The organism is Fibrobacter succinogenes subsp. succinogenes S85 (genome assembly GCF_000146505.1).
GTDB classification, from domain to species: Bacteria; Fibrobacterota; Fibrobacteria; order Fibrobacterales; family Fibrobacteraceae; genus Fibrobacter; species Fibrobacter succinogenes.
On the sequence record NC_017448.1, the window covers coordinates 2,767,299 to 2,788,280 of the forward strand.

Here is a 20,982-nt window from a genome sequence, read left to right on the forward strand (position 1 = left end):
AAAAAATTTATATTGTTAGTCCATGTCAACAACTCACGCCAAGATTCAAGAACTAGAGCTGCTCTACAAGATCAGCTCCATTTTGAACCAGAGTCTTGATTTCGAAACAGTCGCACATCCGGTTTTGCAGACTGTAGAATCGGTGATGGGTGTTGAGCACGCAACACTTACGTTGTACAACCGCCATACCGGCGAAATCTCCATTGAAATTGCTGAAGGCCTGAGCAGCCGCCAAGCGAGCAAGGGCCGCTACAAAGTGGGCGAAGGCATCACGGGCCGCGTCGTTGAAACGGGTAAACCGATTATCATACCGTCTGTCGCAAAAGATCCGGACTTCTTGGATCGTACGGGCCGCGGTAAGACCGAAGACAAGGCTTTCCTTTGCGTCCCGATTATCATGGAGCAGGAAGTCGTTGGCGCTTTGAGTGCTGACGAACACAATCCCGACGAGGCTAACCTTAACGATCAGATTCATTTGCTCGAAATCATCGCGCAGATGCTTGCGACCGCTGTGAAGCTCCGCCGCCAGGCCCGAGAAGAAAACGAAATCCTCAAGGCCGAAAATGAGCGCATGGCGATGGAACTCAAGGCCAGATTCCAGCCGGACAATATCATCGGTAAAACGCCCGAGATGCAACAGGTCTATACGCAAATCGACCAGGTTGCAAAAAGCCCGCTCCCAGCGCTCATTGTGGGGGAGGTCGGGACTGGCAAAGGTCTTGTTGCAGAAGCTATCCATTTCCGTTCTGACCGCAATTTAGGGCTGTTTGTGCGAGTGCATTGCGCGGCCCTCCCGGAGTCCGTTCTGGACCGGGAACTTTTCGGTAGCGAAAAGGGCGCCTTGGTTGGCGTCGTCAACGAGGCGCCGGGCCGCGTCGAGCAGGCCGAAGGCGGTACGCTATTCCTCGATGAAGTTGCGGAACTCACGCCGAACTTGCAGATAAAGTTACTTCGCCTTTTGCAGCAGGGCGAAATGGAGCGCGTGGGCGCTCGCTTCCCGAAAAAAGTGAACGTGCGCGTGATTTGCGCAACGACCAAGAATTTGCAGCAGATGGTCTCGGATGGGACTTTCCGCGAAGACTTGTACTACCAGCTTCACATCGTTCCGATTTACGTGCCGCCTCTTCGCAAGCGCCGCACCGACATTGTGCTTTTGGCGGATTACTTTGTGGACCATTACTGCCGCTTAGTCGGTAAAAACGTGCGCCGCCTTGCTCGCGGTACAATCGAGATGCTCATGAGCTATCCGTGGCCGGGCAATGTGCGCGAACTCGAGAATGCGATTGAACGTGCTGTGCTCTTGACCGAAGAAGACGTCATCTACCCGCATCACTTCCCGCCAACAATTCAAACGGACGAAACGAGCGGAACGCCAGTGAGTGGAAACCTCAAGCTTATGGTCGAGGCGTACGAACGCGACATCATTTGCGATGCCCTCAAGAGTAGCAAAGGCAAGATGGCAGCCGCTGCACGCAGCCTCTCGACCACCCCGCGCATCCTCACTTACAAAATCAAACAGCTCGGCATCGACCTTGCTGCTTTTAGCAAGTAGCATAGCGTTTATCCGACAACATCTCTTTCGTCTCTCGTTGTAGCCGCATAGTGGCGTTCTTTCGTCTAAAAACCTATATTTCCACACATGGAACTGACTCAGTTAAAATACTTCTTGGAGGTGGCGCGCACGGAGCATGTCACGCAAAGTGCAAAGAACCTCTGCATCGTCCAACCTGCGCTCACACAAGCTATCCACAAGCTCGAAGATGAGCTAGGCGTATTGCTGTTCAAGAATGCTGGGCGTAATATCAAGCTTACGGACAGCGGAAAGTTCTTTTACGAAAAACTTCAGCCGCTTTACGAGAATATGATGGCACTCCCGGCGCTCCTCAAGGAGACGGCGAACAAGCAGAACAATAACGTCAAGCTGAACGTCCTCGCTGCTTCCACGCTTATCACGAGTGCCGTGATTGAGTATAGACGAAGTAATTCCGACATTGACGTTGACATTGTGCAGAACGAAGAAACGAGCGTTTTCGATATCTGCGTTCGCACTTACGCGAATTACAGGCCGGAACTTGACAATACCGAAAGTGACGAAACGTTTGTCCATTCCGAAAAGATTTACCTTGCAGTCCCGAATACGGCGCAGTACAAAAAGCTCAATTCCATTTCCCTTTTTGACTTGAAAGACGAAAAATTTATCCGTCTTTACGGTTCCAAACAGTACCGCCAAATTTGTAACGAACTTTGTGATAGCATCGGATTCCATACAAACGTCACATTTGAAAGTGACAACGCTGCGGTTGTCAAGGAAGCTGTTGCCGCAGGCATTGGCGTGGGCTTTTGGCCGGAACTTTCATGGGGCAAGATGGACCACAAACGCGTTCGTCTCCTTGAAATCACCGATACAGATTTCAAGCGCGATATCGTGGTCTCTCTCCGTCGCAACAAGCAGGATAATTCCAAAACCGAGGAATTCTACAATTTCTTGACCAAGTACATTCTCCGCCGCCAGCAGAACAAGCGGAAGTGAGCCTGTTAAAGAACGACTTGTTAATGAAAAAAAAGCCTCCACGTTGATGAACGTGAAGGCTTTTTTTTATGGATTGTTGCTTGAAAATTAGTTGAATGTAACCGTAGCTACGACCGAAAGTGAATTGAAAGAGGCTTTACCTTCGTAATCGAAAAGCTTGCTCTTTGCCGAAGAGTGGTTGAACGAAAGAGCGACGCCGACACCCAATTCGTTGTTTACCCACCATTCTTTACCGGCTGAAATGTTGAAGCTCAAATCAGAGTCATAATCGCTAATGATTTTCCCGAAAACGCATAGATCGGTGAATTCTGCCAAACCAAGAGATGCGCTAACAAACATGTTCAATCCGCCTGGAATGTAATAAGTGACGCCGACACCGTATATGAGAACTCTGAAAGACTGACTGCCGATATCCAATGTTGATTTGTCGCCATCCTTGTTTGAAAAATCAATATCCGTAAGTACGGCGTTTGCGTCTATCGTTCCATGCAAAATAAGGTTCGGGATGATGGCTGCGCCGATTTTAAACCCGGTTTCGAGCTGAAGGCCCTTGCTTTCCATTTTGACACCGTTTGCGCTGAACTCGTTGGTGAAATTCCCGTAGCCGAATCCTGCGATACCACTGAGGAAAAATCCGTCATGGGTTTTCGGTGCAGACTTGGCGAATGCGAAACCTATGGCAAGAACCAAACACAAAAGAATTTTCTTCATGATTTTCTCCTTTTTTAGCTAAACGCTTGATTAAAAAAAAGCCTCTGTTGTTTGACGCAGAGGCTCCATACAATTTTTTTTAAACGATTAGTTGAAGGTAAGGGAAGCTACGAGGGCGAACGAGTTGGAAGTTGCTTCGTTCTTTTCGCCGCGGTAGTTTCCGTCAGCAGAATGGTGCGTGTAAGAGAATGCGACACCAAGTCCGAGTTCATCATTCATCCACCATTCCTTACCGACGGAAATGTTGAAACCGAAACCGGCATCAAGGTTGTCAAAGCTGTAATCGCTGTTGTTGAGGGTGATGCTGATGTCGGTTACACCGAAGGAGGCGCTGACATAGACGTTTTCCTGGATGGGGAGGTAGTAGGTGATGCCTGCACCGAGCATGAGCATGTTGAAACCGTCGTGTTCGAGAGTTTCATCAACATAGGCGCTCTTGAGCTTGAGGTCAGAATAAATGACGTCGCCAGAGAACATGGCGTGCAAGATGAGGTTCTGAGTTATAGCACCGCCCAACTTGAAGGAAGCTTCGAATGCACCGCCGTCGCAAGTCATCTTACCGAGACCGCCTGCGATTTTGTCTTCAAAGCTGGAATAGCCTGCACCCATCGTGGCGTTCAAGAAGAAACCGTCATGGGTCTTCGGGGCAGAAACTGCAAATGCGCTGATGGCAGCGAGTGCAATGGACAAAAGAATTTTTTTCATATAATGTTTTCCTGATAAGTTTTTGTTTGTCGCAAAGTTAATAATAAACTTACATGAATTCATGTAAAAATACATTTACATGTATCAAGATGATACGAATATGTTCTGCAATCATTTCAACAGGGCTATAGACTAGCTGGCTACGATTAATTACTATCTTTATCCCCGTTATGATTATCCATTCCTTTAAAATGGGCTTCCAGTGATTAGCGGTTTTGACTTGTATTTCCCTAACCACTAACCACCAACCACTAACCACTTAATTAAAATCATGCAATTCCGTCCTGTTAAAGAACAGCTTGAAATTTTGATGCGCGGCGTGACCGACATCGTGCCGCAAGATGAACTCGAAAAGAAACTCCAGAAGTCCTACGAAACGGGCAAGCCCCTCCGTATCAAGATGGGTGTGGACCCGACGGCTCCGGACGTTCACTTCGGTCATACGGTCGTGATGCGCAAGCTCCGCCAGTTCCAGGACCTCGGTCATACGGTCGTCCTCATCGTGGGTGACTACACTGCGCAGATTGGTGACCCGAGTGGCCGCAACAAGGCTCGTCCGCGTCTCACGCACGAACAGGTGCTCGAGAATGCAAAGGAATACCAGGAACAGTTCTTCAAGGTAGTCCGTCGCGACCAGGTGGAAATCCACTACAACGGCGAATGGTTCTCCAAGCTCCCATTCAGCAAGGTCACGGAACTCATGGGCCAATTCACGGTTGCCCAGATGCTCGAACGCGAAGACTTCCACAACCGCTATACCGCCAATACGCCGATTAGCCTCCACGAATTCATGTACCCGATGATGCAGGGCTACGATTCTGTCGCTATCCAGAGTGACGTGGAACTCGGCGGCACCGACCAGAAGTTTAACGTGCTCCGTGGTCGCGACCTCCAGATTTTTGAAGGCATGGAACCGCAGATTGGTCTCTTCATGCCGATTTTGCTCGGTACTGACGGCAAGGTCAAGATGTCCAAGTCCATCGGCAACTACGTTGGCCTTAACGAACCGGCTGACGTGATGTACCACAAGATTTATAGCCTCTCCGACAACATTGTCGAAAACTGGTACGAACTTTTGACCAACATTCCGCTCGACGAAGTCAAGCAGATGATGGCAGACATTGCTGCCGGCAAGATGAACCCGAATGATGCTAAGCACCGCCTCGCTATCGACATCGTGACGCAGTACTACGGTGCCGAAGCTGCCGAAGCCGCTGCCGCCAAGGAACGCGAAATCCACAGTGGTAACGCTATCCCGAGTGATGCTCTCGAATGCTCCGTCGATGCTGGCTCTTACGGCGCTCTTGACTTGCTCGTGAACATCAAGGCTTTTGCCAGTAAGGGCGAAGCCCGCCGCATGGTGCAGAACGGTGGCGTAAAGATTGGTGGCGAAAAGCTCGCCGATCCGCAGGCCCAGATCGAAATCAAGGGCGGCGACCAACTCGTCGTCCAGGTGGGCAAGCGTAAGTTCTTCAAGGTGAACTTCTAAGGGCTGTCATGTCTAGGGAAATCTTAGTTCTCGGTCTCAATCCTGCTTGGCAGAGGGTGTTCTTTCTGGATAAGTTTACTCCAGGCGAAGTACATCGCATTTCCAAGGTCAAGGAATACGCGTCGGGCAAGGGCATCAACTGCTGCCGAGTGTTGCAGCTTTTGGGCGGCTCTCCCCGCTTGATGCATTTCCTTGGTGCTGGGAACGGAGAAAAAATTTTTGATGAACTCTCCGCTTGCGGCATCCAGCAGGTACCGATCTGGATTCATGAAAATACGCGCATCTGCACGACGATTGCCTGTAACGGCGACACGACGGAACTCGTGGAGCCGTCTCCGACTCTTGCGGATTCCGAGAATGATGATTTTACACAAACGCTCAATGACTACTGGGATTCTACGCAGTACATTGCTTTGTGTGGAACGTTCCCGCAGGGCTTTGATGCAAAGTTGTTCAATGAGCTAGACTTTAGCGATAAGCACATCTTTGTCGATGCGATTGACGGCATAGACGATCTCCTTGCCAAAGGTGTAGACCTCCTGAAAATCAACATGCTGGAATACTGCAAGCTCCTGGAGCGCATGGGTATTCCGCAGGTCAAGTCGAGCCCGCAGTTCTGGAAGATGACTGCAACCGCGGTCCTTGAACGTCTCCCAATCAAGAATCTTGTTGTGACCGAAGAAGACGCTCCTGTACGTGCTTTCCGCCTCATGGAAAAGAAATTCCAAGGGATCCAGTTACAGCCGCCTACGATTACGGTGAAAAACGATATTGGCGCTGGTGACTCGTTCTTCGCGGGCTGGCTCTATGCTTTTGAACAAAATCTGAGCTTTGAAAGTTGCTTGGCCAAGGCAACCGCAGTGGCGAGCGCCCGTTGCGAAGTTGAACGCCCATGGAACTTGAGCTTGGAGCGCGTCGCCGAGCTTGAAAGCGACCTCTCGACAAAGGTTGAACGCCTCGAATAAGGATTTTGCTATGGAAGACAACTTTGTTCCTTTGTTTGCCTTTGCGTCAAACTTGGAATTCTTTGAAGTCTTTCCAGAAAGCAAGTCTTTTGTCCAAAATAATATTCGTTTAGGTGAAATCGTCGAGCTCCCCGAAGGGCGCGGCTTTGCAGTTGTTCTTGGCGTTGGCCTGCTCGAATTTGCAACAAATTTATCCGTTCTGCTCTCTCGGTTTTCCGCCGAGGGGCCTTTTACGCATGTGGTGCTGGCGGGTATCTGTGGCGCTTACCCGGACCGTGGTCTAGAAATCGGTTCTGTTGTCCGCGTCAATTCCGAAATTGTAGGGGATCTTGGCGTTGTTGAATGCAATGGCTCGTTTACGCCTTGGTACAAAGTTTGCGCAACCTCTGCGAACGGTTCTGCTTCCCAAGCATCCGCGCACGTTTACGAATCCTCGTCGTTACGGGGCGTTCCTGCCTGGCTTTCGGATTTAAAACCTGTTGCCGGTCTCAGTGTCAATTGTTGCACTGGATCCGCCTCCATGGCTAAAGAACGCGTTGAGAACTTCAATGTTGATGTTGAATCGATGGAAGGGGCCGCCTGCTTCTCGATTTGCCACGCCTTTGGCGTTCCTTGCTACGAAATTCGTGCCGTCAGCAATTTTGCGACCGCCCGTGACAAATCCACCTGGCGCATCAAGGATGCCCTTGCCGCATTGCAATCGCTCGTAAACTCGCTTTGAGGCAATGAGCTATGAGCTCGGGGCTAAAGCCCCTTCGGGCTCGCTTCGCTTCGGGCTTTTTTGCTAATTTCTAATTGCTTAACCTCAGAGGGCCGTAGGCCCGACCCCATACCTCAAAGCGCCGTAGGCGCGACCTCATACCCCTATGCAATTAAAACTCGGTATTTCCACTTGTCCTAACGACACCTTCATTTACGAATCCTTGCTTTGCGGGCTCGAAAATTCCCCGTTTGAATGGAAAGTCACATTTGCCGATGTCCAGACGCTCAATGAAATGGTCCTCCGTGGCGAACTCGATGTCGCAAAGATCAGTGCTCAGGTCTATCCTCAAATTGCCGAAACGTACCGTTGCCTCGGTTGCGGGGGCGCTATCGGGTATGGTTGTGGCCCTCTTCTGCTCTCCTCGGCATCCGATTCGTTCAATCCGAACCTCCCAACGACCCTTCCGGGCGCAAATACGACCGCTGCGCTCCTTTTCAAGTTCTGGTACGCCCATCAGTTCAAAAATACCCCAAAACTCGAATACGCCCTCTTTAACGAGGTCTACCAGGGCCTCCTCGGTCAAAGTATCCCCCAGGGCGTGACTATCCACGAACACCGCTTTACGTGGAAACGCGACGGGCTCCACCTTTTGCAGGACTTGGGCGCCTATTGGGAACAGGAAACGGGTTCTCCGATCCCGCTGGGTATCGCTGTGGCAAAAAAGGAACTAGGCGATGCGACTATTGAATCTGTCGAGCTAGAAATTCGTCGCAGTCTCCAGATTGCCCGCCAAAGGCAAAATCCGGTGACCCCCTTTATCGTCAAAAAAGCCCAGATTGATGACGATGAAGTCATCAAGTCCCACATCGCGATGTTCGTGAATGACTTCTCCGAAAATGTTGGAGAGGCGGGCTGGAGGGCGCTCGACAATCTGTGGCGGTTATCACACTGTTGATAAGTTGTTAAGTAAGCTCTATTCTATGTAATAGTTTATAAACGTAAACGTAATTTTGCAAAACAGCGAATTTTTAGCAAAAACTTTATTTATTTTCCAAAAAGCATCTTTTTTTGGAGTTTGCTTATGAGTTTAGTAAACGATCTCGAACTAGAAATTGAAAATTTCAAACGCGAATACGAGAAATTCGAACGCGGCAACAAATCGGCTGGCACGCGCGCTCGCAAGGTCTTGCAGAACATCAAGAAGACCTGCCAAGAGATCCGCGTTTCAATTCAAGGTGCAAAGAAGGAGGAGGAGAAGGACGATCTTCCGAGCGAGGATTGACAGATAAGTTATCCCCAAAAGGTTATACCTGTGTAATTTTTACACGAAAAATGGCGTTTTTGACGAAAAGTATTTGACTAAAGTCATTTTTGAAGGTATATTCCACCATGGGTTTTGTGTTTGCCAAACTGGCAAACGTATGTTCAACGAATTTAAGTGTTCTATGATTGGAGAAACGTAGCAGTATGACCCTAAAGAAACTGGTCTTAATTACGGCCGGGGCGATGCTTCTTTCAGGAACCGCCATGGCAAAGAATATCAACGTGCCTGGCGATTTCGCAAAGATTGCAGATGCTCTCGGAAATGCGGATGCCGGGGATACAATCCTTGTCAAACGCGGTGTTTATAACGAAAACATCACCTTGATCATGGGTGTTGTTCTCAAGGGCGAGGACCCATTGTCTACCATCATTGATGGTGGTCGCCGTGGTCCGACCGTCATGGGTACTTCGGGCGCTGAAATGTCGCACTTCACTGTGAGGAACGGTCTTGAAGGTATCCTTTGCGAAAACGCTGCCCCCTACATTCATCATTGCTATGTGATCGATAACCATGCAACGGGTATCGGTGCCTTTATTTCTCTGCCGTGGCTCCGCAACAACGTGGTGTACGGCAACCGCTGGTCCGGTATTCTCGCCTGGGGTGCTAAGTCTCTCGATGCCTACATCGAACAGAACGTCGTGCTCCGCAACGGCTATTCCGGCCTTACCTTGAAGGGTCCGACCAACTTGGTCGCCCGTAACAACATCTTCATGGAAAACCACTACTACGGTGTGTTTGCTGACCCGGCTGCCGGCCAGACGAAGGTGGAATACAACAACATCTACAAGAACTACTACCCGTTCAACCAGTTCATCAAGGTGAACCGCACGAACGTGTCCTTGGACCCGAAGTTCAACAACCCGTCTCTCGGCAACCCGAACTTCTTCTGCCAGTCCACCTCTCCGATGATCAAGCGCGGTAAGGGCAAGCTGGATATCGGTCTTACTGCAACTGACGTCGTTAAGGAAGAAGAAGCTGTCGAAGAAACTCGTAATCCGGATACCGATGGCGATGGCCTTTGCGATCCGTGGGTTTCTGAAGAAGGTCTCTCCGAAAAGTACGCTGGCGTTTGCACCGGTTTCGATAACTGCCCGGAAGAAGCTGAAGACTTCGACGGCTATCAGGACGACGATGGTTGCCCGGATGCCGACAACGACCGCGACGGTCTCTGCGACCCGTGGGTTGAAGCCAAGGGTATGCTTTCTCAGTACGCTCACATCTGTAAGGGTGTGGACCTCTGCCCGGAACAGGCTGAATCTCTGAACAACTACAAGGACGACGATGGTTGCCCGGATGAAGTTCCGCAGCCGCCGAAGAAGGTCTTTGTTCTTGAAGGCGTGAACTTCGAATCTGGTAAGTCCACGATTACTCAGGACTCCTACATCTCCTTGATGAAGGTTGTCGATATCATGGAAACCTTCCCAGAAGCTACATTTGAAATCGTTGGTCATACTGATAACATCGGTAACAAGGATAAGAACATGACCCTCTCCGCAGACCGTGCAAACGCTGTGAAGAACTTCCTTGTCGAAAAGGGCATTGCCGAAAGCCGTATGACTACTCAGGGCATGGGCGATACTAAGCCTGTTGCTTCCAACAAGACACCTGAAGGACGTGCGCAGAACCGTCGTATCGAGTTCATCCGCACGGATATTAAGTAAAGGAGTAGGTGATGTTGCGTACTAGTTTCATCAAGACGTCCGCTCTCGGACTTGCCGTAGCCAGCACTTCTTTGTTTGCAGAGGCAACCTACACGCCGAATAAGTATCAGCAGAATGACTGGTTTGCAGAATTTGGTGGTAACACCTCGATGTATGTGAACCCGGCTGGTATTTCTGAAACAGATCAGCTCGAATTCAGCGCTGCTTTCTTTAGCACCATCAGTGGCGAAGCTAGCCAGGAATACGTCAGCTTGACGTACCCGATTGACTACAAGCACACTTTGGGCTTCTCCCTTTTTGAAAACGGTGCTTCTATCGAAGGTGGCGAATCCTATAGCGAAATTGCCGCAATGTTCGGCTATTCCTACAGACTTTTCCACTTGCTCTCCCTCGGTGTCAGTGTCGACGTGCTTTACATCAACCAGTTTGATGAACTCAAGCAGCTCACTGTCGGTGCCGACGTGGGCTTGAGCTGGAACCCGCTTGCTTCTTCGAAGTACGGTTACTTGCTCATTGGCGCTAGCCTCCAGAACATCCTTGCTCCGGCTGTCAGCGAAGCTGATGGCGACGGTAGCTTCAAGTTCGTGTTCATGGGCGCTGCCGATGCTTACAAGATCCCGACAAACCTGAACTTGTCCTTGTTCTATCGCGGATTCAACCGTCTCCTTGAAATGAAGGCTGAATTCTCTTTCATCGATATCATTCATGATTCCGATGAAGGTGGTAAGGGTGCTAACCTCGAAATGAGCTTCACCTTGACCTACTACCTTTCTTCTCACCTTGGTGTTCGCGCTCGCTTCACTAAGGAAGGCTACCCGGTTATCGGTGCTACGGTTAACGTCAAGGATGTCAGCATCTTCCGTTACCTCGCTCTTGACCTTGAAATGTCTCACGACGACCTTTGGGCCAAGAAGAACCGTGGCTTTGTCTGGGCTGTCAAGCTCACGACCCGCTTCGGTGACACTCGTGAAGAAAAGATCGGTGAAGAACGTTATCGCCGCTTGAAGATCGAACCTGAAAACGACTACCGCGCTGCAATGCGTCTGTACTTGAACCGTCAGTTCCTCGAAGCTGCTTATGCCTTCGGTAAGGTTCAGACCAAGTACCCGGCATTCCACCTCGTTGACCAGGCTGCTTTCTACAAGGCAAAGTCTTTCGAAAACCTCCGTATGCACAAGGCTGCTAAGTCTGTCTACGAAGACGCTATCAAGCGCTATCCGCAGAGCGACCAGCGCGCTAAGTATCACTTCCAGTTGATGAACATCGACTATAAGGAAGGCAAGTACACGGAAGCTATGACCAAGTATCAGAACATTGCCCAGAAGTTTGGTGAAAGCGACGTGAAGGCTGACGCTGACTACGTTGCCGGCCAGATCAAGTTCGAACAGGGCCTCTATCAGGAATCTGTCGACCTGCTCGCCTCCATCCTCCCGGGTAACGCCAACTACTTCTACGCTCGCTATACCATGGGTATCGCCAACAGCCGTATGGGTAAGTTTGACGAAGCTGAAAACTGCTTCCGCGACATTACGGAACAGCCGGTTTCCAACCAGTCTGAACGCGACCTCCAGGACGCTGCAAGAGTTAAGCTCGGCCACCTCTTCTTCTCTGGTGAAAAGCCGGACATCGCAGCTGCCGCTCAGATGTATGGCCAGGTCCAGAAGGAATCTCCGGTATTTGACGAAGCTATGCTCGGTATTGCATGGTCCTTCCTCAAGGTCAACAAGCCAGACGAAGCTATCAAGCCGGCCAAGTGGATCATTTCCAACCTTCCGGAATCCTTCCTCGTGTCCGAAGCTTACCTCGTGATTGGTTACTGCCACTTCATGAAGAAGAACTATCAGGATGCTCTTGAAGCTTTGACTCAGGCTGAAAAGCGCACGGAACAGCCGATTGTGTCTGTCGCATCTCGCGATAGCGCTCGCCAGGCTTACGATGCAATGCAGAGCCAGTTCGACTCCGTTCAGGTTCTTGCCTTGGATCTTGCTCGCCAGTTGCCGACTCCTCGTGTGGAAAGCAAGCGCGAAGCTTTGCGTCCGACGTTCAACAAGGCTAACCAGGCTATTGAAGATTACGCTTCGTTCATGCAGAGATCTATCCAGAGTGACCGCTTCGAATCCAACCGTAAGCGCATTTTGGATGACGCAGGCTTTACCAAGGCTACCCTCTTGTCTAAGATGGGCGGTGCAGGCGGTGGAACCTCCAAGAACTCTGGTGCATCTGAAATGCCCTCGTTGGAGGACGACCTCTAATAGCTATAGTTGCGGGCCCGCTTAAAACCGGGTCCGTCCTTTTTATTTTTTAGAAATAATCATAGGTGGATAGAGAACGATGAAAAATCTATTGCTCGTTTCAGCAATTGTTTGCTCCATGGCCGGAACATCTTTTGCTGCATCGGATCCGTGTAAAGATAAGACTACCGAAGCAAAGAATCTTTACGCAAAGTGCAAATCCATTGGAAAGGGCAACGCTGGTTATGAACAGTGCGCCAGTTCCTATAGAGTTATTAAGAACCAGGCCGAACAGGCTTGCCGTTCTGGTGGCCTTGATGAACAGGGCATGCGCGATGCTATCGCCCAGTGGGAACGTCAGGTTGAACGCTGCAAGGGCAAGGTAAGCAACCGTTGCGCTAGCTCCTTGCAACAGTTGGGTCACTATCAGTTCCAGCTCGAAGAAAAGCAGTTCCTCGACAAGAACGCCCAGTATGAAGAAGATGTCGCATGGTGCGCTGACCGCGATAACAAGCCGGCAAAGTGCGCCAACATTGGTCAGTTCCCGAAGCCTGACCATCAGAAGTCCTTGGGCTATTTCCTCGAATACATCGACAAGTATCCGAAGGAAGCTAAGGCTCCGACCGTGATTTACCAGGCCGCTGCCGTGCAGGAAGCCAGTGGCGAAGACGACAAGGCATACAAGCTCCGTATGCAGCTCGTTCGCGACTTCCCGGACAACGGTCTCGTGCCGAAGGCATGGCTCCGTATTGCAGAATACCACTTCATGAACCGTAAGTTCAAGGACGCTATCGGTGCCTATAAGAAGGTGACCGGCTTCGAAAACCTCACGGGTAAGGAAGCTGCACTTGCCATGTACCACTTGGCAGAATCTTACTACAACACTGCCGAATACGAAATCGCTGCTAAGCAGTATTTCGATTACATCGTCGGTGCCGACAAGGGTAAATACCCGAACGACTTGCGCGCAGAAGCTATGGACTTCATGGCTGCTTCCTTCTCTGACTTGGAAGGTGGTGGTGTCCAGGAAGCTGAAGCTTTCTTGAGGGACAAGAAGGTTCCGTTCAAGGACTCCGTCTACTACCGCATCGGTATGAAGAACAAGGACCATGACCGTAACGAAGAAGCTGTCCAGTCCTTCAAGCGCTTGATGAACATCAACCCGGACTACATCGACGCTCCGCTCGCCGATATCGCCATGATCGAAATCTTGATCGTGCAGCAGAAGTTCGAAGATGCTCAGGCTCACCGCTACGAAGTTGTGAAGCGCTATGACCGCAACTCTTCTTGGTACAAGAAGAACCAGAAGTATCCGGAATCTGTGAAGAATGCTGAAAAGGCCATCCGTGGCGCTATGCTTGACATTCCGCAGTACCACCACGCTCAGGCTGCTAAGCTCACCAAGGAAGGTGATATCGAAGGCGGTAAGAGACAGTATTCTAAGGCTATTGAAGCTTACGAAGCATTCCTCAAGCGTTATGCCAAGGAACCGACTTGGGACGAATACAAGGTTCACATCAACCTTGCTCTCGTCTACCAGGAAATGGGTCAGCATGCTAACGCTGCCAAGATGTTCAACTGGATCGTTGAAACCGATACGACCCGCTACGGCCGTCGCGAAATGGGTTCTGGCAACCTCCTCACGAAGGATGAAGCTGGTTATAACGCCGTTCTCATGATGGACCAGGCTCGCGAAAATGCAAGAAAGACCAAGGCTAACGATGATGCCGTCCAGGCATACAACTTGCCCGAAACCAAGGCCTACTTCGACCAGGTCGACAAGTACATGGCAAAGTTCGGCAAGAACAAGGAAGCTGCAGAACTTGCATACAACGCCGCTATCGTTCATTACGATGCCAAGCAGTTCAGTGTTGCCGTGAACGTCCTCCGCAAGCTCAAGAAGGACTTCCCGAAACACCAGTACATTTTGCTCATCAGCCGTATGCTTGCTCAGTCCTTGCTTGAATCCAACCAGCTCGACGAATCCCTCACGGAATTTGAATGGCTCCTCAAGCAGTACAAGGCCAAGGAAACTCGCAACGACTCCATGGCTGCTGAAATTGAAAAGGCTATCGCTTACGTTCTCTTCCAGAAGGCTGAATCCTCTGTCAAGGCTGGCAAGAACGAAGCCGGTGCCAAGGCTTACTTGGACCTCGTGAAGCGCTACCCGAACATCGACATTGCTGACAAGGCAATCTTCGAAGCCGCTGCCGCTTACGAAGCCACCAACCAGTATAAGAAGGCTGCAGAAACCTTCATGCTCCTCCCGAAGAGCTATGCTAAGTCTCCGCTCACGGTTAAGGGTATCTTGCGTGCTGCAAGCAACTACAAGAAGGACAAGCAGCCGGTTCAGGCCGCCAAGACGTTCTTGTTCATTACCGACAACTTCCCGCAGGATTCTATGGCCTTCTCGGCAATTGGCTTTGCCGCTCAGACCTATGACTCCATCCCGGACAAGAAGCAGGCCGCTATTACCTTCGAACTTGCTTACAAGCGCTACCCGCAGAACGAAGAAACTCCGTCCTTCCTCTATAGCGCATGCTTGAGCTATGACGAAGCCAAGATGACCAACGAAGCTATCCGCTGCTCCAAGGATCTCGTCCGCGACTATCCGAAGAGCTCTTACGCTGTTGACGCTGCCTTCTCTATCCCGATGGCATACGCTAACGCTAAGAAGTGGGACCTCGCCATCCAGGAATATCGCAACTTCATCAAGATGTACCAGGAAGACAAGGAAAAGCTCATCGCTGCTTACATCGGTATCGCTCGTGCCTACCGCAACGTGAAGGACATGGAAAGCTCTGTTGACGCCTATAAGAAGACTCTCGAAGCTTACGACAAGTACGGCTTGCAGATCAAGAACGCAGACGCTGCTATCCCGGCTGAAGCTGCATTCTATATGGGTGAATACGAATACAACAAGATGGTTCCGGTTGTCTTGAAGGGTAAGGAAAAGGAAAAGGCCAAGATCATCAAGAGCTTGGTTGAAATCCTCCAGAAGGCTATGGGTCACTACTCCAAGTCTGCTGCTTACGCATCTGAAAAGTGGACCTTCCGCGCCACCAACAAGATGGGTATGCTCTTCGTGGCTATGGCTGCAAAGATTCGTGAACAGCAGCTCAACGGTAAGAAGGAAGAAGAAAAGTTTGCAGAACGCATCGGCATTGTGCAGCAGCTCCCGTCTTACTATGAACAGGCTCGTCCGATCTTCCAGAAGAACATCGACCTCGCTCGTGACCAGGGCTTCTACAACAAGGACGTGATCGCTGCAGAAATGGGCTACATCGAAATGTACTACCAGGGCTGCGCTGTGTTCGTCGAAGTTGCTGACGCATTCGCTAACTCCCCGCTTCCGGATAGTGCTTTGATCGTGCGTGAATACATCGGCCAGGGCATGGTGAAGGATGACGCTATCATGGCTGCCCACGAAGACTTGGAAGCCTACCGCGAAGAATTGAACAGCCGTTCTGATGCCGCTAAGCAGCTCGCTATTCCGCAGTGCGCAACCGGTATCAAGGCTTCTGCTCACTACGGTATCGATAACGAATGGACGACCAAGCTTTACGAAACCTTGAGAAAGCTTGATGAAGCTAACGAAGACCTCAACGTGAAGATCGAAAAGTTTGACCCGTCTACGCTGTTCGCTGACCCGACGTACTTCAAGTTGAAGGCTCGTATCGAACAGATCGAACAGTCTGACGCTATGACTCTTGAAGAAAAGGTCTCTACATTCCGCAACATCGTCAAGGAAACTAAGGACGATCGTACCAAGCTTGAAGAAGAACTCGCCAAGCTCAAGGAATGGACCGCTAACCCGAGCCTGATCCCGGCTTCTGAAAGAGGTGTCGAAGCTGCTTCTGAATCTTCTAGCGATGAAGAAGTTGTCGAACAGACCTCCAAGAAGGGAAAGAAGGGCAAAAAGGCTAAGTCTGAAGCCAAGAAAGCCAAGAAAAAGGCTAAAAAAGGCAAGAAGAAATAGCGGTAAAAACTATTTTACGGGGAATCCTAGTTCATGGGATTCCCCTATTTTATTGGGCTTGAGGGCGATTGCCTAGCGGTAAAGAAAGTTTTACTACTAAAATCTCCCACAACGCTCCAAAAAAAAATAAATATGAACGAAGATTATCAAAAACAACAAAAACAATAACTCAATTAAAGGAGTCTCTAATGTCTAAATTGCTTCAATCCTTCAGCCCTGAATCTGATGGTTACCAGTTCATGTGGATCATCTTGGTCGTGTTCATCATCGGCCTCGGTTTCTCCCTCGAACGTATGACCTACATTATGATTAAGAGCTCCAAGGGCCGCGGTAAGTTCATGGCCGATTTCGGTAAGCTCGTCATGCAGAACCAGCTCGAACAGGCTCTCCAGTTTGCTAAGAGCTCCAAGCTCCCGATTGCTAAGGTTATGGACGCCATCGTTGGTGCCAAGCTCAATTGCAAGGATGCTGACAAGGCTCGCGACATGATGACTGCTGCTTCTGACGCAGTGTTCCTCACTGAAGCTCCGCGTCTCACTCGTTACATCTCCATCATCTCCGTTATGGCTTCCATCTCCACGTTGCTCGGACTTATGGGTACGATTTACGGTCTGATCTACACATTCGACGCTGTTGCTAACAAGCCGGCTTCTGAACGCGCTAAGGCTCTTGCTGACGGTATTGCTATCGCTATGGGTACGACGCTCCTCGGACTTCTCTCTGCAGTTCCGCTCCTCGTTATCGTTGGTCTTCTCAACATGAACTCCGAACGCCTCATCCAGGAAATGGAAGAAAAGGGCCTCAAGATTATCAACTCCCTCGCATAATCAATCAGAGAGTTTAATTTTAACTGGAGTTTAAATAAACATGGCAAAAAATATCAAGAAACCAGGAAAGGTCGAAGAACCGGATTTGCTTCCGGCGATGGGCTTGTTCACCATCTTGATTCCTATGCTTTTGACCATGACTGCTTTCTCCAAACTCGCCATTGTCGAAGTGAACCTGCCTGAACGCAGCCAGATGATCATGGACAATGACGTGCCGCCTCCACCTGATGAGCAGGCATTGAACTTGTCACTCGCTATCGCTAACAACTACCTTGTTATCGGTGCACGCGGTGGTTTCCAACCGAACGTCTATTTCAAGGAAATGTGGACGTTCCGTTGCAAGTCTGATGCTCAGCTCGTTACGTATCCGATGGAAGACGTGAAGGCTGCTGTTGAAAGTGGACATGGACCGAAGTGCAAAGATGGTTCCGAAATGGACAAAGAGAAGTATCTCTACGAAATCGAAACCATCGAACTCTGGGCTATTCAGAAGGAATCTGAAGAAGACCCGGGTAAGGTCATCTGGGCCGCATATAAGAACGACGGTAGCTCTGAAGAAGCTCATGCCGACAGTGCTTATGTAGACGGCGCCAACAACTTCTTGTCCCTTCCGGGTGAAGGCGCAATGGGTATGCAGAAGCCGGCCGCTCTCAAGGCTCCGACTCCGGGCATGGCTGTTGCAACGCTTCAGCCGAACTCTGCCCGCACTCTCAAGCCGGGTGACAAGACAATGGTTTATCCGCTCTCCGCATACGATCTCATCGCTAAGGACTTGATCGCAATCCATACTCAGTTCATCGACTTGGACGACGTTGATAACATCATCATCGTTGCAAACGACGACACTCAGTTCGACAAGATCATCCAGCTCATGGACCGTGCTAAGGAAGCTGGTTTCAGCAAGATCAACCTTGCAAAGTTGGGAGGTTAATCATGGCTAGAAAATCTCGTAAGTATAGCGAAGACGTACCTTTCTCCTTAACGTCCATGATGGACATGATGACCATCATCTTGGTGTTCATGATCAAGAACATGGACGCTGAAGGTCAGCTCTTGACCCAGGCAGAAAACTTGATTCTTCCGATCTCGACCTCCAAGGTCCAGCCGAAGGAAGTGTCTTTGACTGTCGTGGTCGATGCTAACTACGTTATCGTTGACAATGAAAAGGTCGTGCCGACCGCTGACGTTCTCGCTCAGGAAGACCTCCTCGTTACGAAGGTGGACGAAATCCTGAAGGACCGTCGCGCTATCGAACAGGAACACGCTCTCAAGATGGGCCTTCCTGCAGACGAAGCTGGTCACATCATTGTCCAGATTGACAAGAACATCCCGTATGATGCGATGTATAAGGTCATGGCCACTTGCGGCTTCTCCGGATACACGAATATCGCATTCGCCGTGATGGAAAAGAACGGCGGGGAGGAATAATCAATGGCAAAGAAGAACATAGATCCGTTTATTGCGTCGCTCATGCCGGAATCCGACAAGAAGATGGGCGCAATCGCCGGTGTCTCTCTTGTGATCGCTTTGGCTATGTGTATTTGGGCTTCCATGTACGAACAGGTCGTTGCTGAAGTCGTCTTCGACAACGCTGATTCCGTGGACCTTACTACTTCCATGCAGATTGAGCAGAAGGAAGAAAAGAAGGAAGAAAAGAAGAAGCCCGAACCGAAGAAGCCTCGTAAGAAAGCTGGTGGCGGTGGTAAGCCGCGCGGTAAGGGACAGCCGAACGCTCCGCAGACTCGCGGCGTGCTCAAGCTCCTCACTGCTCAGACCAAGAATGCCTCTGCTGCTGCTTATGACTTGATGAAGAACCAGAAGTTCACCAAGGACATTGATAAGGTGCTCAAGGACGTCGCTGGTCTCCAGACTACGGGTAAGACCGTTCTCGGTGGCCGTCGCGGTAAGGCTAATGGTGGCTTCAATGAAGGTTACGCAGAAGGTGGTTCCGGTGGTATCGGTGACGGCCTTGCAGGTCTCCTTGGCGGTGGTGGCGGTGGTATCGCTACTAAGGCTAAGGGTTCCATCAAGACTCCGTCCATGCGTGATATCGACATGGGTGCCGGTGGTGGTTCTCGTTCCGCTGCAGACATCATGAAGGTTGTCCGCCAGCGTACTCCGGGTCTTCGCCACATCTATAACAAGTGCCTGAAGAAGAAACCGGGATTCCAGGGTAAGGTTACCTTGAAGTTCACGATCGCTCCGGGTGGCGAAATCATCAGCATCTCTACTGTTTCTTCGACGACTGGTTTCAGCGAATTCGATACCGAAGTCAAGAATGCAGTTAGCCGCTGGACCTTCAGCAAGGTGAAGTCCGGTAACACGACGGTTACGATTCCGTTCACGTTCTCCGAATAATTCACTTCGAAAGCTTGAAAAAAAGACCAGACGAAAGTCTGGCCTTTTTTTTGTCTGGGGGAAAAAAGTCCCAAAAAAATTCGCATATTTATTAAAATATTGTTGCGTTTTTTCTTTTATAAAACTAACTTTATAAAAGAATTTTCAATAGGAGTTATTCCATGAACTTAAAAACCGTAGCTGCAGTAGGCACCGCATTTGGTATTCTTGGTGTAGGTTCTGCATTTGCAACATTTGCCCGTATTGAATCTATGGGTAAGAATACGACTTACATCATGGATGATGTGAGCATCTTCGATAACCCGGCAAATATCAACCTCTATTCCAACTACTTGATCGGTGAATTCGGCCCATATACGGACCGTGTTGAAGTGGGCGCAAACCGCGATCCTCAGCACCCGAACTTCGGTGGTATCTTCTCCATTGCTATTGGCGGTGACAACAATCCGGACCCGCGTATTTCTATCGGTGGTCTCTTTGGCCGCATCAATACTGAACTTTTCCAGTACCTTCCGGATGTCGTGATTGGCGACAATGGTTCTAAGACGAATGTTCCGGAAACGGTGACGAACTTCGACGGTTTCTTGGGTGGTACGCTCACGAACGGCAACGCATGGGGCTTGCATGTGTACATTGCTGCACAAGACGGCGGTGACAAGGGCGAAGACGGCAATTACCAGGTAAAGAGCGATGCTTTTGCATCTGTCGTTCAGGCCGATGGTGGTATGAACTTCCAGTTCACGAACTACTTTGACTTGGAATTCTCTCTTGCCTTGGCCCGTATCCAGTACGGTCCGGAACACCACAGCTTCTTTGATGACGGCAACTTCTCCTGGTTGGTCAAGTCCCGCGCATTCTTTACCTTGGATGCCATTAACGGCGAACTCGTTCCGGCTTTGAACCTCAAGTTCATTGATGCTCCGGGCCTGGATGAAAAGCATGCTCAGGTGGGTATCGGTATCAACGTTGCACTTGACCGTGGCTTCTTCTGGATGGGCGCCGACTTCATCTGGAACAAGAGAAAGGCTCATGACTGGATCTTTGATGCAATTTCTAAGACTTGGACCTATGACTCCCGTAACGAAGACAATAGACACTGGGATGAACGTACCGATGTCGGTGGCATGATCAGCTTCGGTATCGAACGTAACATCTGGTGGGATTGGTTCGTTATCCGCGTTGGTGGCCAGAAGTCCATTCTTTATACAAAGTGCGATGTGAACAACAAGAACGTCGACAAGTATAACGACAAGCAGTATGGCATTTGCAAGGATGATGGCAACTTCTTCAGCACGAACCCGCTCGCTGACGGCACCTCCAAGGACCATGTCGGTTTCGGTTTCGGTATCAACATTGAAGAAAAGCTGAAGATCGACGTGACTGTTGCTGAAGACCTCCTCTTCCGTAACCCGTTCCAGGGCGAAGGCAGACTCTTCTCCAGAATCTCTGCAACGTACTCGTTCTAATTAGAACTTAGAGCTTAGATCTTAGAACTTAGA

17 protein-coding genes are annotated in these 20,982 nt (G+C 50.0%); 15 read left to right on the forward strand and 2 right to left on the reverse strand.

Features of this window, described 5'->3' with window-relative positions:
* Window positions 1–22: 22 nt before the first annotated feature.
* Together FSU_RS11325 and FSU_RS11330 are read left to right on the forward strand one after the other, a co-directional pair.
* The gene (locus FSU_RS11325; RefSeq protein ID WP_014546543.1) at window positions 23–1,552 is read left to right on the forward strand and encodes a sigma 54-interacting transcriptional regulator; all 1,530 of its coding nucleotides are present in this window, start codon (window positions 23–25) and stop codon (window positions 1,550–1,552) included.
* Between the two features lie 87 nt (window positions 1,553–1,639).
* Window positions 1,640–2,530, forward strand: a complete 891-nt coding sequence (locus tag FSU_RS11330) for a LysR family transcriptional regulator (RefSeq protein ID WP_014546544.1) — start codon at window positions 1,640–1,642, stop codon at window positions 2,528–2,530.
* A gap of 87 nt (window positions 2,531–2,617) precedes the next feature.
* Here FSU_RS11330 and FSU_RS11335 read toward each other — a convergent pair whose 3' ends face one another.
* Window positions 2,618–3,241 (reverse strand): hypothetical protein, encoded by a 624-nt coding sequence (locus FSU_RS11335; protein ID WP_014546545.1) that lies wholly within the window; start codon window positions 3,239–3,241, stop codon window positions 2,618–2,620.
* 87 nt (window positions 3,242–3,328) lie between these two features.
* The gene (locus tag FSU_RS11340) at window positions 3,329–3,946 is read right to left on the reverse strand and encodes an outer membrane beta-barrel protein (RefSeq protein WP_015732147.1); all 618 of its coding nucleotides are present in this window, start codon (window positions 3,944–3,946) and stop codon (window positions 3,329–3,331) included.
* A 271-nt stretch (window positions 3,947–4,217) separates the two neighbouring features.
* On the opposite strand from FSU_RS11340, the gene tyrS reads away from it, so the two are divergent.
* The 13 genes from tyrS to FSU_RS11405 all read left to right on the forward strand — a co-directional run bounded on the left by tyrS (window position 4,218) and on the right by FSU_RS11405 (window position 20,949).
* Window positions 4,218–5,435 (forward strand): tyrosine--tRNA ligase, encoded by a 1,218-nt coding sequence (gene tyrS / locus FSU_RS11345; RefSeq protein WP_014546547.1) that lies wholly within the window; start codon window positions 4,218–4,220, stop codon window positions 5,433–5,435.
* 8 nt (window positions 5,436–5,443) lie between these two features.
* Window positions 5,444–6,400: a 1-phosphofructokinase family hexose kinase gene (locus tag FSU_RS11350; RefSeq protein ID WP_014546548.1), complete on the forward strand. Its 957-nt coding sequence runs from the start codon at window positions 5,444–5,446 to the stop codon at window positions 6,398–6,400.
* Window positions 6,401–6,410: 10 nt separating this feature from the next.
* Complete coding sequence (mqnB, locus tag FSU_RS11355) at window positions 6,411–7,121, forward strand: futalosine hydrolase (RefSeq protein ID WP_015732148.1); 711 nt, start codon at window positions 6,411–6,413, stop codon at window positions 7,119–7,121.
* Window positions 7,122–7,266: 145 nt separating this feature from the next.
* Window positions 7,267–8,058: a 1,4-dihydroxy-6-naphtoate synthase gene (locus FSU_RS11360; protein WP_014546550.1), complete on the forward strand. Its 792-nt coding sequence runs from the start codon at window positions 7,267–7,269 to the stop codon at window positions 8,056–8,058.
* 126 nt (window positions 8,059–8,184) lie between these two features.
* Entirely contained in the window at window positions 8,185–8,385 is a 201-nt protein-coding gene (locus FSU_RS11365; protein WP_014546551.1) for a hypothetical protein, read from the forward strand.
* 245 nt (window positions 8,386–8,630) lie between these two features.
* Complete coding sequence (locus FSU_RS11370) at window positions 8,631–10,088, forward strand: OmpA family protein (RefSeq protein WP_015732149.1); 1,458 nt, start codon at window positions 8,631–8,633, stop codon at window positions 10,086–10,088.
* An 11-nt stretch (window positions 10,089–10,099) separates the two neighbouring features.
* Window positions 10,100–12,340, forward strand: coding sequence for a tetratricopeptide repeat protein (locus FSU_RS11375; protein WP_014546553.1), 2,241 nt, complete (start codon window positions 10,100–10,102; stop codon window positions 12,338–12,340).
* Between the two features lie 79 nt (window positions 12,341–12,419).
* Window positions 12,420–16,298, forward strand: coding sequence for a tetratricopeptide repeat protein (locus FSU_RS11380; RefSeq protein ID WP_014546554.1), 3,879 nt, complete (start codon window positions 12,420–12,422; stop codon window positions 16,296–16,298).
* 188 nt (window positions 16,299–16,486) lie between these two features.
* Window positions 16,487–17,125 (forward strand): MotA/TolQ/ExbB proton channel family protein, encoded by a 639-nt coding sequence (locus tag FSU_RS11385; RefSeq protein ID WP_014546556.1) that lies wholly within the window; start codon window positions 16,487–16,489, stop codon window positions 17,123–17,125.
* Window positions 17,126–17,165: 40 nt separating this feature from the next.
* Window positions 17,166–18,056 carry an ExbD/TolR family protein gene (locus tag FSU_RS11390; protein ID WP_014546557.1) on the forward strand — a complete coding sequence of 297 codons (891 nt, stop codon included), beginning with the start codon at window positions 17,166–17,168 and terminating at the stop codon, window positions 18,054–18,056.
* A gap of 2 nt (window positions 18,057–18,058) precedes the next feature.
* Complete coding sequence (locus FSU_RS11395) at window positions 18,059–18,553, forward strand: ExbD/TolR family protein (RefSeq protein ID WP_014546558.1); 495 nt, start codon at window positions 18,059–18,061, stop codon at window positions 18,551–18,553.
* Between the two features lie 3 nt (window positions 18,554–18,556).
* Window positions 18,557–19,483, forward strand: a complete 927-nt coding sequence (locus FSU_RS11400) for an AgmX/PglI C-terminal domain-containing protein (RefSeq protein WP_014546559.1) — start codon at window positions 18,557–18,559, stop codon at window positions 19,481–19,483.
* A gap of 161 nt (window positions 19,484–19,644) precedes the next feature.
* Window positions 19,645–20,949: a hypothetical protein gene (locus tag FSU_RS11405; protein WP_014546560.1), complete on the forward strand. Its 1,305-nt coding sequence runs from the start codon at window positions 19,645–19,647 to the stop codon at window positions 20,947–20,949.
* Window positions 20,950–20,982 lie beyond the last annotated feature (33 nt).